Source organism: Streptomyces sp. NPDC039424 (genome assembly GCF_055639495.1).
The window spans coordinates 197321-210293 of the sequence record NZ_JBVKAI010000004.1 but is presented as its reverse complement, the minus strand read 5'-3'; the positions used below and the strand labels follow the sequence as shown (position 1 = coordinate 210293).

At 71.3% G+C, this 12973-nt stretch carries 12 protein-coding genes and 2 tRNA genes; 10 read left to right on the top strand and 4 right to left on the bottom strand.

Going from position 1 to position 12973, the window contains the following annotated elements:
* The first annotated feature begins 72 nt into the window (after window positions 1-72).
* The 3 genes from ACZ7L0_RS12315 to ACZ7L0_RS12305 all read left to right on the top strand — a co-directional run bounded on the left by ACZ7L0_RS12315 (window position 73) and on the right by ACZ7L0_RS12305 (window position 1347).
* Window positions 73-444: a hypothetical protein gene (locus tag ACZ7L0_RS12315; RefSeq protein ID WP_471242374.1), complete on the top strand. Its 372-nt coding sequence runs from the start codon at window positions 73-75 to the stop codon at window positions 442-444.
* Window positions 445-728: 284 nt separating this feature from the next.
* The gene (locus ACZ7L0_RS12310) at window positions 729-1280 is read left to right on the top strand and encodes a hypothetical protein (RefSeq protein WP_471242373.1); all 552 of its coding nucleotides are present in this window, start codon (window positions 729-731) and stop codon (window positions 1278-1280) included.
* Window positions 1271-1347: transfer RNA gene (locus tag ACZ7L0_RS12305), tRNA-Lys, on the top strand. Before ACZ7L0_RS12310 ends, ACZ7L0_RS12305 begins: the two co-directional genes overlap by 10 nt.
* Window positions 1348-1405: 58 nt before the next feature.
* On the opposite strand, the gene ACZ7L0_RS12300 is transcribed toward ACZ7L0_RS12305, so the two are convergent.
* The gene (locus ACZ7L0_RS12300) at window positions 1406-2728 is read right to left on the bottom strand and encodes a M6 family metalloprotease domain-containing protein (RefSeq protein ID WP_471242372.1); all 1323 of its coding nucleotides are present in this window, start codon (window positions 2726-2728) and stop codon (window positions 1406-1408) included.
* A gap of 316 nt (window positions 2729-3044) precedes the next feature.
* Between ACZ7L0_RS12300 and ACZ7L0_RS12295 the strand changes: the two genes are divergently transcribed.
* Window positions 3045-4919, top strand: coding sequence for a putative bifunctional diguanylate cyclase/phosphodiesterase (locus ACZ7L0_RS12295; RefSeq protein ID WP_471242371.1), 1875 nt, complete (start codon window positions 3045-3047; stop codon window positions 4917-4919).
* Here ACZ7L0_RS12295 and ACZ7L0_RS12290 read toward each other — a convergent pair.
* On the bottom strand, window positions 4898-5986 hold the full coding sequence (locus tag ACZ7L0_RS12290; protein WP_471242370.1) for an LLM class flavin-dependent oxidoreductase: 1089 nt from the start codon (window positions 5984-5986) through the stop codon (window positions 4898-4900). The genes ACZ7L0_RS12295 and ACZ7L0_RS12290 overlap by 22 nt on opposite strands.
* Window positions 5987-6169: 183 nt before the next feature.
* Window positions 6170-6901, bottom strand: coding sequence for a maleate cis-trans isomerase family protein (locus tag ACZ7L0_RS12285; RefSeq protein ID WP_471242369.1), 732 nt, complete (start codon window positions 6899-6901; stop codon window positions 6170-6172).
* Between the two features lie 121 nt (window positions 6902-7022).
* Here ACZ7L0_RS12285 and ehuB point away from each other — a divergent pair, with 121 nt between their 5' ends.
* From ehuB to ACZ7L0_RS12255, 6 genes are all read left to right on the top strand, one after another.
* Window positions 7023-7940 carry an ectoine/hydroxyectoine ABC transporter substrate-binding protein EhuB gene (gene ehuB, locus ACZ7L0_RS12280; RefSeq protein WP_471242368.1) on the top strand — a complete coding sequence of 306 codons (918 nt, stop codon included), beginning with the start codon at window positions 7023-7025 and terminating at the stop codon, window positions 7938-7940.
* Window positions 7937-8665, top strand: coding sequence for an ectoine/hydroxyectoine ABC transporter permease subunit EhuC (ehuC, locus tag ACZ7L0_RS12275; RefSeq protein ID WP_471242367.1), 729 nt, complete (start codon window positions 7937-7939; stop codon window positions 8663-8665). Before ehuB ends, ehuC begins: the two co-directional genes overlap by 4 nt.
* The gene (gene ehuD / locus ACZ7L0_RS12270) at window positions 8662-9312 is read left to right on the top strand and encodes an ectoine/hydroxyectoine ABC transporter permease subunit EhuD (RefSeq protein WP_471242366.1); all 651 of its coding nucleotides are present in this window, start codon (window positions 8662-8664) and stop codon (window positions 9310-9312) included. The genes ehuC and ehuD overlap by 4 nt, the downstream gene beginning before the upstream one ends.
* A 10-nt stretch (window positions 9313-9322) precedes the next feature.
* On the top strand, window positions 9323-10099 hold the full coding sequence (ehuA, locus tag ACZ7L0_RS12265) for an ectoine/hydroxyectoine ABC transporter ATP-binding protein EhuA (RefSeq protein WP_471242365.1): 777 nt from the start codon (window positions 9323-9325) through the stop codon (window positions 10097-10099).
* A 206-nt stretch (window positions 10100-10305) separates the two neighbouring features.
* Window positions 10306-11064, top strand: coding sequence for an IclR family transcriptional regulator (locus ACZ7L0_RS12260; protein WP_471242364.1), 759 nt, complete (start codon window positions 10306-10308; stop codon window positions 11062-11064).
* Between the two features lie 87 nt (window positions 11065-11151).
* Window positions 11152-11225, top strand: a tRNA-Lys gene (locus ACZ7L0_RS12255).
* 42 nt (window positions 11226-11267) lie between these two features.
* On the opposite strand, the gene ACZ7L0_RS12250 is transcribed toward ACZ7L0_RS12255, so the two are convergent.
* Window positions 11268-12953: an AMP-binding protein gene (locus tag ACZ7L0_RS12250; RefSeq protein WP_471242363.1), complete on the bottom strand. Its 1686-nt coding sequence runs from the start codon at window positions 12951-12953 to the stop codon at window positions 11268-11270.
* Window positions 12954-12973 lie beyond the last annotated feature (20 nt).

Below are 12973 nucleotides of genomic sequence, written 5' to 3'. Positions count from 1 at the left end.
GGCGCGGGACAATGGAAGGTGGTCCCACCGAGAAGGCGGCGCCCCATCGAACCGTACGAGGAGGACACAGACATGGCGGAGCCCACGCCGCGTCGGAACGAACCGCGGCTACGCCCCGCGCCCCTGCTCTTCGAGCCCGCGGAGGCGGTCGCCGATCCCGAGCACTTCTTCGACCTGGAGTCGATCGAGGATCCGCGGGCGCTGCTGGCGCGGGCTACGGAGCTGACCCAGGCGTTCCGAGCGGCGACCGATCGGGCGATGGAGTTCCAGGCCATCGCGGCGGCGCAGCTTGCCGACCCGCGGCGGTTCGACCGGCTGACGTCGGCGGACATCGCGGAGCGGGCCGAGTGGACCGAGGACTATGCCAAGAAGATGGTGGAGTTCGGGCGGGATCTGATGCGGGGGGCTACCACCGAGGGGCAGGGAACCGCCGATCCGGTGTGACCCCCCGGGGGCCGCTGGTCCGGCGTTGCGGGGTGCCCGGCGCTGGTGCCAGGGGGCGGGTCGCGCGGCCCGGCGCTGACGGGGTGCCGCTGCGCCCACCCGTGCCGCCCCGAGCGGCACGACTGCCCGCAGCTGCGCCGGGCGGGCGCCGCGTCAACGCGCAGGCCCGGGTCACCCTCAGGTGGCATATGCCGGGTGGGCAAGATACCCCGTGACGCCCGTCCCTGTCCGGGTTTTGCGCAACCCACGGCGACGGGGTGCTCACCAACGGTAGATCTTGCGGCATGGGGAGTGCGCGCGACGACTTCGTCGAGGTCACCGGTGTCACCGTGGACGGTGCGGAATGGCTGGCCTCGGCAGGGGCGTATCCGGTCGGCGGACCCGCGTCGGTGGTGTTGCCGTGCGGGAGCGTCTTCGACGTGGTGAACGTACCGGCGATCTTCGGGCGCCGGATGCTGGACCGGCTGTGGGAAGAGGGGCCGGGGTCGGGTCCGGTGGCGGTGTTCCGGGGCCGTGTGCTGCTGTTCGCCGCGCCGGGCACGGCACAGCGGCTGCCCTCGCTGCTGGCCTGGGAGGAGTGGGGCTGGGCCATTCCGCCGCTGCTGTGTCACGGCAGGGGGGACGCGGTGACCGTACCGTCGCTCACGGAGGGTGAGCGATCCGCTCCCGGAGGTGCCCGCTGGCTCGTCGCCCCCGACACCCGGAAACCCTGGCTGCCCGGCCCGGAGGTCGTGCTCTGGGCGGCCGTACGGGCGGCCCGCGCGGCGGTGCGGATATCGATTTTTCCTCCCGCCGATCAGGATGCTAAGGTCTACGACGTCAGCAGGCGCCGCTAGCTCAGTTGGTTAGAGCAGCTGACTCTTAATCAGCGGGTCCGGGGTTCGAGTCCCTGGCGGCGCACCATGACGACAGAGGGTCACGTTCGCGAGAACGTGACCCTCTGTCGTTGTGTGCCCGACACTCAGCCGGTACCGCCCGGTGTGATCCTCACCGTCCAGGCCCCCGAGGGGGTCCGCCCCTCCACCTCCACCTTGACCCCCTCGCCCGGCACCGTGAAGCTCTCGCCGAGGGCGACCGGCGCGTCGGCGAGGGGCGGGTACACCGAGTCCTCCCAGCAGGCCTCGGTGCGCGGGTGCGCGTCGACGACCTGGATCGGCCCGTCCCCGGACTGCGATCCGCTGCGCACCCGGTACACCAGCACGCCCGGCCGGCAGGCCGCGTCGTCGTTCCCGGCCGCCCCACGCGCCTCGAAGGCCAGCACGGAGTCGGGCCCGGTCCGCACGACGGCCAGTTTCACGCCGTCGCCGAGCCCGAAGGCCGGGGCGCCGGAGAGGCTCGCGACCGTGGTGCCCGGGCCGGCGGCCAGCGGCTCCAGCGTCAGGCGGACGGTCCCGGCGCCCGCCACGCACACCACCTGGCGCGAATCCAGCCAGCCCAGCTTCCACTTGTGCCAGGCGAACAGGTCAGGAGCGAGCCCGAACTGGCTGCCCATCAGGTCCCAGTCCCCCACGTACGTGTCCCAGTCGCCCTTGCCGTCCACCGGGCGGTGGTACAGGTCGGGCAGGTCGAAGACGTGCCCCGTCTCGTGCGCGAGCACCAGGCGGTCCGGCGGATGCCTCTCGAAGACCGTGACGACCCGCCGTACGTCCTTGCCGTCGACGTGCACCGGCGTGTCCAGATTGACCACCTTCGTCGCGTCGGAGTCCACACCGGGCGCGTCCGGGTCGGCGACGAGGTACACGACGTCGTAGCGCGAGAAGTCCACCTCACGGTCGGCCGTGGCCAGCGCGTCGCGCAGGTAGGCGGACCGCCGGGCGGGATCCCAGTCACGCCGTATGGCGTACGACGTGGACGGTCGCGGCATGCGCAGCCAGTGCCGCACCGGATGCGGGCGCAGGGCGAACCGTCCGTAGGAGGCGCGTTCGAAGAAGCGGTTGGTGGCCGGGAAGTGGTCGGCGGCCAGCTCGTCGGGCCGGGTGCGGGGGGTCGAGTCGGGGAAAGACAGGAACACCAGGACGGCGTCGAGCGGGCGGCTCGGACGGACATATGCGGCGTTCCAGGTGTCCACGCCCTCCGAGTGGTGCGCATCGGTCCGCTTCAGGGCGCACGGCGCGGTGGAGAACGGCTCGGCGACCGACGGACCGGTGAGGATCGAGGTGGCGGCGAGTGCCGACATGGTGGTGAACACGGCGGCGGTGCTGCGCAGCCGGGGCCGGGCTCCGGCTGCGCCGAGCCTCGCAAGGGCCTCACGGGAGAGCCGCTTGAGGGGCAGCTGACGCGGCACGGGGACCTCCGGATGCGCGGTACACGGGACACCGCATCCAGCCTGTGTGACTTTGTCGTACTACGCCCTGTTTGCCTGCACCAGAAGGGTGAGGAGCCCCGGAGGGACACGAATGGCCGACACCCCGAAACATTCACGGAACGTCACAACCGGTCAGGGGCCTGAAGAACGCGCCCAGAGACGGGCAGAAACGATCTGTCAGAACTGCCGGGCCGTCCTGGACACTGGAGAGCGGCTGGAAGGCCCCGGAGCCAGCCTCTATGATCGGCACACTTTCCTGCACGGACAGAGATCGAGTGCACTGCGGGAGCGAGCGGTGAGCGGAACGTCCGAAGGGCCGACGCCCGCGGCAGACCTCGACCGGTCAGCCGTCACAGAGAGTGACAATGCAACGCCTCCTCGTGCGGAGGCCCGTGCCGGGACCGGCACCCGTACGCCCGATCCCCCGGCGCACGCCTACCGTTCCGTCTTCGCGACGGCCCCGATCGCCCTGGCCGTGGTCGACGCCGAGGGCCTGGTCGCCGACGCCAACGCGGCCTTCGGTGCCCTGCTCGGCACCGACGCCGCCACGCTGACCGGGCAGGTCGCCGCCGATCTGGTCGACCTGACCTCCGACGCCCGCACCTGGCACGCCTACCGCGAGGTGCTGCGCGGCCGGCAGACGAAGCTGCGCTGCTCCCGCCGTCTGAAGCACCCCGACGGGCACTCGGTGTGGGTGCGGGTCACGGTCGCCCCGCTCGTGGACGCCGAAGCGGGCGTCCTGGTCTCCGTCACCGACATCAGCGCCCACCGTGAACTGCAGGCGCGCCTCAGGCACTTGCAGATGCACGACCCGGTGACCCGGCTGCCCAACCGGACGCTGTTCTTCGAGCGTCTGTCGGCCGCGCTGGAGGCGGAGTCGTACGAGCAGAGCGGAACCGGACGGATCGGCCTGTGCTTTCTGGACCTGGACGGCTTCAAGGCGGTCAACGACACTCTCGGCCACCGTGTCGGCGACCGTCTGCTGACCGCCGTCGCCGAACGCCTGACCCGGGTCGCGGACGAGGCCGGGTACGCCCGGTCGGGCACCCCGCTGGTCGCGCGTCTGGGCGGCGACGAGTTCGCGCTGCTGGTGGAGGACTCCACGGGCACGGACCAGCTCGCCGACCTGGCCGAGTCGGTGCTGAAGGCCCTTCAGGACCCCTTCGACCTGGCGGGCCAGCGTCTGTCGCTGTCCGCCTCGATCGGCGTCGTCGAACGCCACGCGGCCGGCACCACCGCCACCGGCCTGATGCAGGCCGCCGACACGACCCTGTACTGGGCGAAGGCCGACGGCAAGTCCCGCTGGACCCTGTTCGACCCCGAACGCAACGCGCACCGCATGACCCGCCAGGCCCTGTCCTCCACGCTCCGGCATGCCATCGACCGGGGTGAGTTCATCCTGGAGTACCAGCCGTTGGTGGCCATGGAGGACGGCGGTCTGCGGGGCGTCGAGGCGCTGATCCGCTGGAACCACCCGCAGTTCGGCACGTTGACGCCGAATCGGTTCATCGCACTGGCCGAGGAGGACGGCTCGATCGTCCCGCTGGGCCGCTGGGCGCTGGCGACCGCCTGCCGCCAGGCGCGCCGCTGGCAGCTGGACCACCCCGGGGAGCCGCCGATCTTCGTGAGCGTCAACGTGGCCGTCCGCCAGGTGTGGGACTCCGACCTGGTGGCGGACGTGGCGGAGGTCCTCGCGGAGACGGGCCTGGTCCCGCACCTGCTCCAGCTGGAGCTCACCGAGTCGGCGGTGATGGGTTCGGCGGGCCGCCCGCTCCAGGCCCTCCAGGCCCTCAGCGACATGGGCGTGCGCATCGCCATCGACGACTTCGGCACCGGCTACTCGAACCTGGCGTACCTCAGCCGGCTGCCCGTGTCGGTCCTCAAACTGGACGGCTCCTTCGTACGCGGCTTCCAGTACGAGGAGGCCAAGGACGCGAGCGCCGTCCCGCCGAACCCCGCCGACGAGGTGATCGTCGAGGCGATGATCCAGCTCGCCCACCGGCTGGGCCTCACGGTCACCGCCGAGTGCGTGGAGACCTCCGCCCAGGCCTCCCGGCTGCGGCGCATCGGCTGCGACACCGGTCAGGGCTGGCTGTACTCCCGGCCGGTGTCCCCGGACCGTATCTCCGAGCTGCTGGGCACCCAGACCTACGCGGTCGGCAACCCGTAAGCGTCCGCGATGAGTTCGTACGAGCGCAGCCGCAGCTCACCGCGGTGCGCGTGCGAGGTCAGCATCAACTCGTCGGCCCCCGTACGCTTCTGCAGCTCGTCCAGCCCGGCCCGCACCTCATCAGCCGTACCGTGCACGATGTTGCCGGCCCAGGAGGCGACGAACTCCTCCTCCAGCGGGCTGAACCGATGCCCCTCGGCCTCTTCCGGACTGGGGAAGAGGCCGGGCCGCCCGGTCCGCAGCCGCACCATGTTCAAAGCGGTGGCCCGCACCTGCCGCCGCGCCTCCCGCTCCTCGTCCGCGGCGAGGGCGGAGACGCCGATGAGGGCGTACGGCTGGTCCAGCACCTCCGAGGGCCGGAAGGACTCCCGGTAGAGGTCGAGCGCCGGGACAGTGTTCTGCGCCGAGAAATGGTGCGCGAAGGCGAAGGGCAGCCCGAGCAGACCGGCGAGGCGGGCGCTGAATCCGGAGGAGCCGAGGAGCCAGAGCGGCGGCCGGTGCGGTGACTGCACGCCGCCCGGGGAGGTCGCCTGCACCGGCCCGGGCACGGCGTGGATCCGCCGGTACGGATGCCCGTCGGGAAAGTCGTCGTCCAGGAACCGGGTCAGCTCGGCGAGCTGCTGCGGAAAGTCGTCGGCCCCCTCGTTCAGCGTGTCCGTCCGCCGCAGCGCCGCCGCGGTGGCACCGTCCGTCCCCGGCGCCCGCCCCAGCCCGAGGTCGATCCGCCCCGGCGCCATGGCCTCCAGCGTCCCGAACTGCTCGGCGATGACCAGCGGCGCGTGGTTCGGCAGCATCACCCCACCCGACCCGAGCCGGATCCGCTCCGTGTGAGCCGCGAGATGCGCCAGGATCACCGCCGGCGAGGAGGACGCCACCCCCGGCATCGAGTGATGCTCAGCCACCCAGTACCGGTGAAACCCCCGCGACTCGGCGAGCCGCGCCAGCGCGACGCTGGTCCGCAACGCGTCGGTAGCGGTACTCCCCGCCCCGACCGTCACCAGATCCAGCACGGAGAGGGGAACGGGAGCGTTCCCCCGCACGCTCCCCCGAATCTCATCTGCCGACACGGTGTGCGCCTCCTGTTTGTTTCGGCGGTGGCCTGTGGAGAGACTTAACAGGAGGGTGGCTCCGGTTTATTCCCGGGGTCGGCCGGGGGGGCAAAACCCCGCCGGGGTCTGGGGCGGAGCCCCAGGGGGCTCACCTCTTGTCCCACCGAGTCGGGTGGGCGGGTGGGCAAGGCCCCCGCCGAATCAGACCTGCACGATCGGCTCCCGTGTGAACAACGCCCCGAGCGCCGGCGCATTCACCCGGCGATCGGTCAGCCGCAGCGCCTCCCACACCGTGACCTGGTTCGCCGTGAGCACAGGCTTGCCCAGGGCCTGCTCCAGCACCGGCACATAGGCGGCCGTGTGCAACGCGGTGTCCGGCAGCACGATCGCCTCCGCGTCCGGGACGTCCGCCGCCCGGGCCAGGGCCAGCGTCTCCGTCTCGCCCCACCCCGCGACCTCCTGCGCGGTCACGGCCCCCGCCGCCCGCACTCCGGCCACCTCCACACCCCCCGCCCGCAGGAAGTCCGCGAACAGCCCGGACACGTCGTCCGGATAGGGCGCCCCGACGGCCACCCGCCGCGCCCCGACCTCCCGCACCGCGTGCACGAAGGCGAAGGACGTCGAGGAGGCCGGCATGCCCGCCACCCGGGCCAGGGCGCGCACCTGTTCGTGGGCGCCCTCCCAGCCGTACACGAAGCTGCCGCTGGTGGACGCCCAGATCACCGCCTCCGCCCCGGACAGCCGGAGTCCCTCCACGCCCGTCGCGAGCCGCTCGGGCGAGCCCATCTCGCGCAGGGTGTCCACCCGGTGGGTGTCCTCACCGATTTCGGTGTGGACCAGGTCCACCCGGATGTCGCTGCCGAGGAGTTGCTCGATGCGCGGATAGTCGTCCTCGGCGAAGTGACCCGGGTAGAGGATTCCGACTGCGGTCATGTCCTGCCCTCCTGCGGTTGGTCCGGCAAACGCTACGAGTACCCAGCCGGCCCGAGGCACCGCCGTACGCCGAGGAAAACCGTGGCGCATAACTGGCTTGCGTCCGGGTAGCCGCGCCGCCATGGCTCCACCACTCGGGTACGACGGTCACACAACCGGATACGAACACAGACACACCCGCCGGTCGGTGCTCGCGGGCTTCGCGGCCGTCGGCGCGCTGGCCGCCGCGGGCTGCTCGCGCGTGGCCGGCGCCTCCACCACGAACGGCGGCGAGCTCCTCGACCGGCTCCGGGCCCAGGGCGTCGTACGCCTCGGCATCGCGGGCGAGATCCCCTTCGGATACATCGACAAGAACGGGCGGCTGACCGGCGAGGCACCGGAGTTGGCGCGGGTCGTCTTCAAGCGGCTCGGGGTGGACCGGGTGCAGCCGGTGCCGACGGAGTTCGGCTCGCTCATCCCCGGCCTGAACTCCCAGCAGTTCGACGTCGTGGCCGCCGGGATGTACGTCACCCCGGACCGCTGCGAACAGGTCATCTTCGCCGACCCGGACTACCAGATGCTGGATTCGTTCATCGTCCGGAAGGGGAACCCGAAGGGGTTGCACACCTTCAAGGACGCCGTGGCGAAGAAGGCCAAGTGCGCCACCGGCACCGGGTACGCGCAGATCCAGCACGCCGTCGAGGCGGGCTACAAGGAGAGCGACATCCTGATCGTCCCCGACCAGGTGGCCGGGCTGAACGCCGTCGAGGCCGGGCGGGTCGACTTCTTCGCCGGCACCGCGGTCACCGTCCGCCAGGTGGTCGCGAAGTCGGCCAAGGCGGAGGCCGTCAAGCCCTTCGTCCCGATCGTGGACGGCAAACCGCACATCGACGGCGGCGCGTTCGCGTTCCGGCCGACGGAGACGAAGCTCCGGGACGCCTTCAACGCCGAGCTGAGGAAGCTGCGGAAGAGCGGCGAGCTGCTGCGCATCCTGCGGCCGTTCGGCTTCACCAAGGCCGAGATGACCGATCTCACCGCGAAGGAGCTGTGCGGCGGATGACCACGGGGCTCTGGAAACTCGTACTCGAAGGAGTCTGGACCACGGTCCAGCTGCTGGTGTTCAGCGCGCTGCTGGCCGCGGCCGTCTCCTTCGCCGTGGGGGTCGCGCGCACCCACCGGCTGTGGATCGTCCGCTTCCTCGCCGGCTTCTACACCGAGGTGTTCCGCGGTACCTCGGCGCTGGTGATGATCTTCTGGGTGTTCTTCGTGCTGCCGATCGCCTTCGGCTGGCAGCTGGTGCCCATGTGGGCTGGCACGCTGGCGCTCGGACTCACCTACGGCGCGTACGGCTCGGAGATCGTGCGCGGTGCGCTGAACGCGGTCGACCCGGCGCAGATGGAGGGCGGGATCGCGCTCAGCTTCACGCCCTGGCAGCGTCTCAGGCTGATCCTGCTGCCGCAGGCGGTGCCGGAGACGATCCCGTCCTTCTGCAACCTGCTGATCGAGCTGCTCAAGGGCACCGCGCTGGTCTCCGTCATGGGCATGGGCGATCTGACCTTCAGCGCCAACCTGGTGCGCCTCGCGCTCCAGCAGAGCGCGGAGATCTACACGTACGTCCTGCTGATCTACTTCGTGATCGCCTTCGTCCTCACCCGGCTGATGCGGGGGCTGGAGAAGCGGCTGAAGGCCGGGATCGGCAAGGACCCCGGCACAGAGACGACGGCGCGTGAACTCAAGCGCGCGCAGACGACCGGCGTGGGTGCCGCGGGCGGAGGTGCCGCATGAAGTGGGACTGGAGCGCCGTGAGCGGATTCATGCCGTACTTCTGGGACGGCCTGGAGATCACACTGCAGGCGCTGGCCCTCGGCTCGCTGCTCTCGTTCGCCCTGGGTCTGGTGTGGGCGCTGCTGATGCGGACGCCGACGCGCTGGGTGCGCTGGCCGGTGGGGGTCGTCACCGAGTTCGTCCGCAACACCCCGCTGCTGGTGCAGCTGTTCTTCCTCTTCTATGTGCTGCCCGAGTGGGGCCTGACCTTCTCGGCGATGGCCACCGGCGTCTTCGCGATCGGCCTGCACTACTCGACGTACACGATGCAGGTCTACCGGGCCGGTATCGAGGCGGTGCCCGTCGGCCAGTGGGAGGCCGCGACGGCGCTGAACCTGCCCCGGCGGCGGACCTGGACGGCGGTGATCCTGCCGCAGGCGATCCGCCGCGTCGTCCCCGCCCTCGGCAACTACGTGATCTCCATGCTCAAGGACACGCCGATGCTGATGGTGATCACCGTGCTGGAGATGCTCGGGCAGGCGCGGCTCTACTCCCAGCAGCACTTCCAGTTCACCGAGCCCCTCACCGTGATCGGCGTGGCCTTCATCCTCATCTCCTACCTGGCCTCCCTTCTCCTGCGAGCCCTGGAGCGACGTCTTGTCCGCTGACACCCCTCTGATGAAAGAACCCGGCACCAGTGCCGGCCCCTCCGCGGACGGCGGCGAGCTGATCCGCCTGGAACAGATCACCAAGCGGTTCGGGACGAACACCGTGCTCGACCGGCTGAACTTCTCCGTCGACGCCGGCAAGCACGTCACCCTGATCGGCCCGTCCGGCTCCGGCAAGACCACGATCCTGCGGCTGCTGATGACCCTGACCAAGCCGGACGAGGGCACGATCACGGTCGACGGGGAGCAGCTCTTCCCGGCGTCCGAGAAGCAGGTGCGGGAGGTCCGCAAGAAGATCGGGATGGTGTTCCAGCAGTTCAACCTGTTCCCGAACATGAGCGTGCTGCGCAATGTCACGGAGGCTCCGGTGACCGTGCTCGGCCTGTCCAAGGACGAGGCGGAGGCACGGGCCCGGGACCTGCTGGAGCTGGTGGGCCTGGCCGACAAGTGCGACGCCCGGCCGACGCAGCTGTCCGGCGGCCAGCAGCAGCGGGTGGCGATCGCCCGGGCGCTGGCGATGCGGCCGAAGGTGCTGCTGCTGGACGAGGTGACCTCCGCGCTCGACCCGGAGCTGGTCGCGGGCGTCCTCGACGTGCTCAGGGACATCGCGCACACCACCGACATCACCATGCTCTGCGTCACCCACGAGATGGGTTTCGCCCGGGACATCTCCGACCAGGTACTGATGTTCGACGGCGGGCGGGTCATCGAGGCGGGCTCACCGGAGAAGATGTTCAACGACCCGGAGCGGGAGCGGACCCGGGAATTTCTCAGCGCGGTCCTGTGATTACGGGAAGTGAACACGGCAATACACAAGGTCGCGACACCGGGACATGACGCTGGCATATGCCAGTGAGCCTGCGCCGCAGTTGAGAGGCCACAAGCGGGGCACATTCTCGCCAACAACCCCTCCACTGACGGCGCTTGCCGGTTATCGTGATAGGGATCCGCCATCCGGATCGCGGCCCACAGAGCGAGCGCAGGGGGAACACCGTGGCGCTGAAGCACGAGCCGACCGCCCCGTACCACTCCGCCCAGGACGCCCTGCGCGTCCTGGAGACCGTGGCACATCACGCCACCGGGGTCACCGACACCGAACTGGCCCGACGCACCGGCCTGCGCCGCGAGCGCCTGACCGGCCTGCTGCGCATGCTGCGCCGCGAGGGGTACGTCACACAGGACACCGACGGGGTGTACGTCACCGGTGCCGCCCTCACCCGCCTCAGCTCGGCCCGCAACCGTGAGCAGGCCCTGCGCGAGAAGCTCCAGCACACCCTCGACCGGCTGCGCGACTCGGTCGGCGCGGCCGTCTACATCAGCCGGTACGTCGACGGAGAGGTCAAGGTCACCCAGTACGCGGACAGCCCGGCCACGCCCGCGGTCAACGAGTGGGTCGACTTCCGCTACTCCGCGCACGCCACCGCGGTCGGCAAGAGCCTGCTGACCCAGCTCGACCACAACGCCCGGCGCGACCACCTCTCCCGCCACAAGATGGCCCGCCTCACCTCGCGCACCATCACCAGCGACAAGCTCCTGCTCTCCCGCCTGGAGTCCCAGCCGCCGACGGTGCCCGTCCTGGACCTCCAGGAGTACGCGGTCGGCACGGTCTGCGCTGCGGTCCCGATCACGGCGGGCGCCTCGGTGGGCTGCCTGGCGCTCTCGCTCCCCGTGGAGCACGCGCACCGGCTGCGCCAGGCGGCGGACGCCCTCAACCGGAACGCGGCTCCGGTGCTGCTGTCGCTGGCGATCTAGCCCCGCCGAACCTGGTCACGAGCACCCCTCGGGACCAGGTAGTATTTTCTTCGTCGCCAACCGCGGAAAGCGGACGGCGGGAGTCATGCGCCGCTAGCTCAGTTGGTTAGAGCAGCTGACTCTTAATCAGCGGGTCCGGGGTTCGAGTCCCTGGCGGCGCACGTATGGGAGGCCCCTCGCTTCGAGCGAGGGGCCTCTTCTCGTCATCGGCCGAGCAGCTCCTCCCGCCCCCGTGCCCGGTACTCCTCGACCAGCGCGGACCTGTCCTCGGCGGTCAGCCTTCGGTAAGCGCTCTCCCCCGGTGCGCGCCACCACACCGGGTCGGCGCACCGGAAGCCCTCCCGTCTGAGCTCCGCCCGCCGGATCTTGTTCGTGGCCGTGACCGGCATCCGCTCCACCACCCGCACGAACCGGGGCGCCATCTTCGTCCCCAGGTCCGGCTGGGCGAGCAGGAACTCGGTGAAGTCCAGCGGGGCGAAGTCCCCGGCGAGGGTCGCCATCACCTGGTCCCCGGCCACCGGATCCGGCACCGCGTACACGGCGACGGCGCGCGCGCCCTCGTACCGGGCGAGGATGTTCTCGATCACGGCGGCGGCCAGGTTCTCGCTGTCGACGCGGAGGCGGTCGTCGGCCCGCCCGGCGAAGTAGAGGTAGCCGTCGGCGTCCCGGTAGAAGAGGTCGCCGGTCCAGTAGCAGCCTCCCCCACTCTCGGCTTCGCTCGAGCGGGGGGACCCCCATCTGCGCCGCTCGGTCTCCGCCTGCGGGTTGCGCCAGTAGCCCTCGAAGGGGTTCGGGGCCCGGTTGACCAGCTCGCCTATGGCCGCGTCCCCGTTCAGCAGCCGCCCGGAGCCGTCGAAGACGGCGGGCGGGCACTCCTCGCGGGTCTCCGGATCGAGCACCACCAGGCCCGGTGCCGCCCGCCCCACCGCGCCGGTCGGTGTGCCCGGCGACCACTGGATCGCGGCCCCGCCCTCGGAGGAGCCGTACCCCTCCACCAGCCGCACCCCGAACCGCCGCTCGAAGGCCGCCGCGTCCACCGCCCCCGCCTCCGTGCCGAAGCCCAGGCGCAGCGGGTTGTCCCGGTCGTCGGGGCGCGGCTCGGTGGCCAGGAGGTACTGCACCGCCCGTCCGACGTAGGTGAAGTACGTCGCCCGGTACCGGCGCACGTCCGCCAGGAACCCGGACGCCGAGAACCGCCGCCGGAGCGCCACCCCGGCCCCGGCCGCCAGCGCGGGCGCCCAGTCGGCGATCACCGCGTTGCCGTGGAACATCGGCATGCAGATGTAGTGCACGTCGTCCGGGCGCACCCCGAACTGTCCGGCGAGGGAGTCCCCGGCGGCGGCCAGCCGGCCCTGGGAGCAGATCGCGGCCTTGGGGGCGCCGGTGGAGCCGGAGGTGAAGTAGAGCAGCAGCCGGTGGGCCGGGGTGGCGCGGGCCGGGTCCGGTACGGCGTCGGTGTACGGGGCGAGCAGGGCCTCGTACGCCGGGGTACCGGTGATCAGGAGGCGTACCCCGGGCAGGTCCAGGCCGTCGAGGAGTGGCAGGTGGGCCCGCTCGGTGACGAGGACCGGGCACTCGGTGTGCAGGATGTCGCGGGCCAGCTCGGGGCCCCGACGGGTGGGGTTGATCCCGGCGACCGCCGCGCCGGCCAGGGCTGCGGCGCCCAGCCACAGCGGGAACTCGGGGGTGTTGTCGAGCAGCACCCCGATGTGCGGTTCGGCGCGCGGTGGCAGCAGGTCGGCCAGGAGGGCCGCACGGGCGGCGGCCCCGGCCGCGACCGCGTGGTGGGTGAGCGTCCGCTCCTCGCACCACAGTCCCGGCCGGTGGTCGCCCCACCGCGCCGCCACCAGCTCGGCGACCGTGCGCTTGCCGGAGTCCCTGGACTTCATGGGTGCGCACGGTAGTTGAC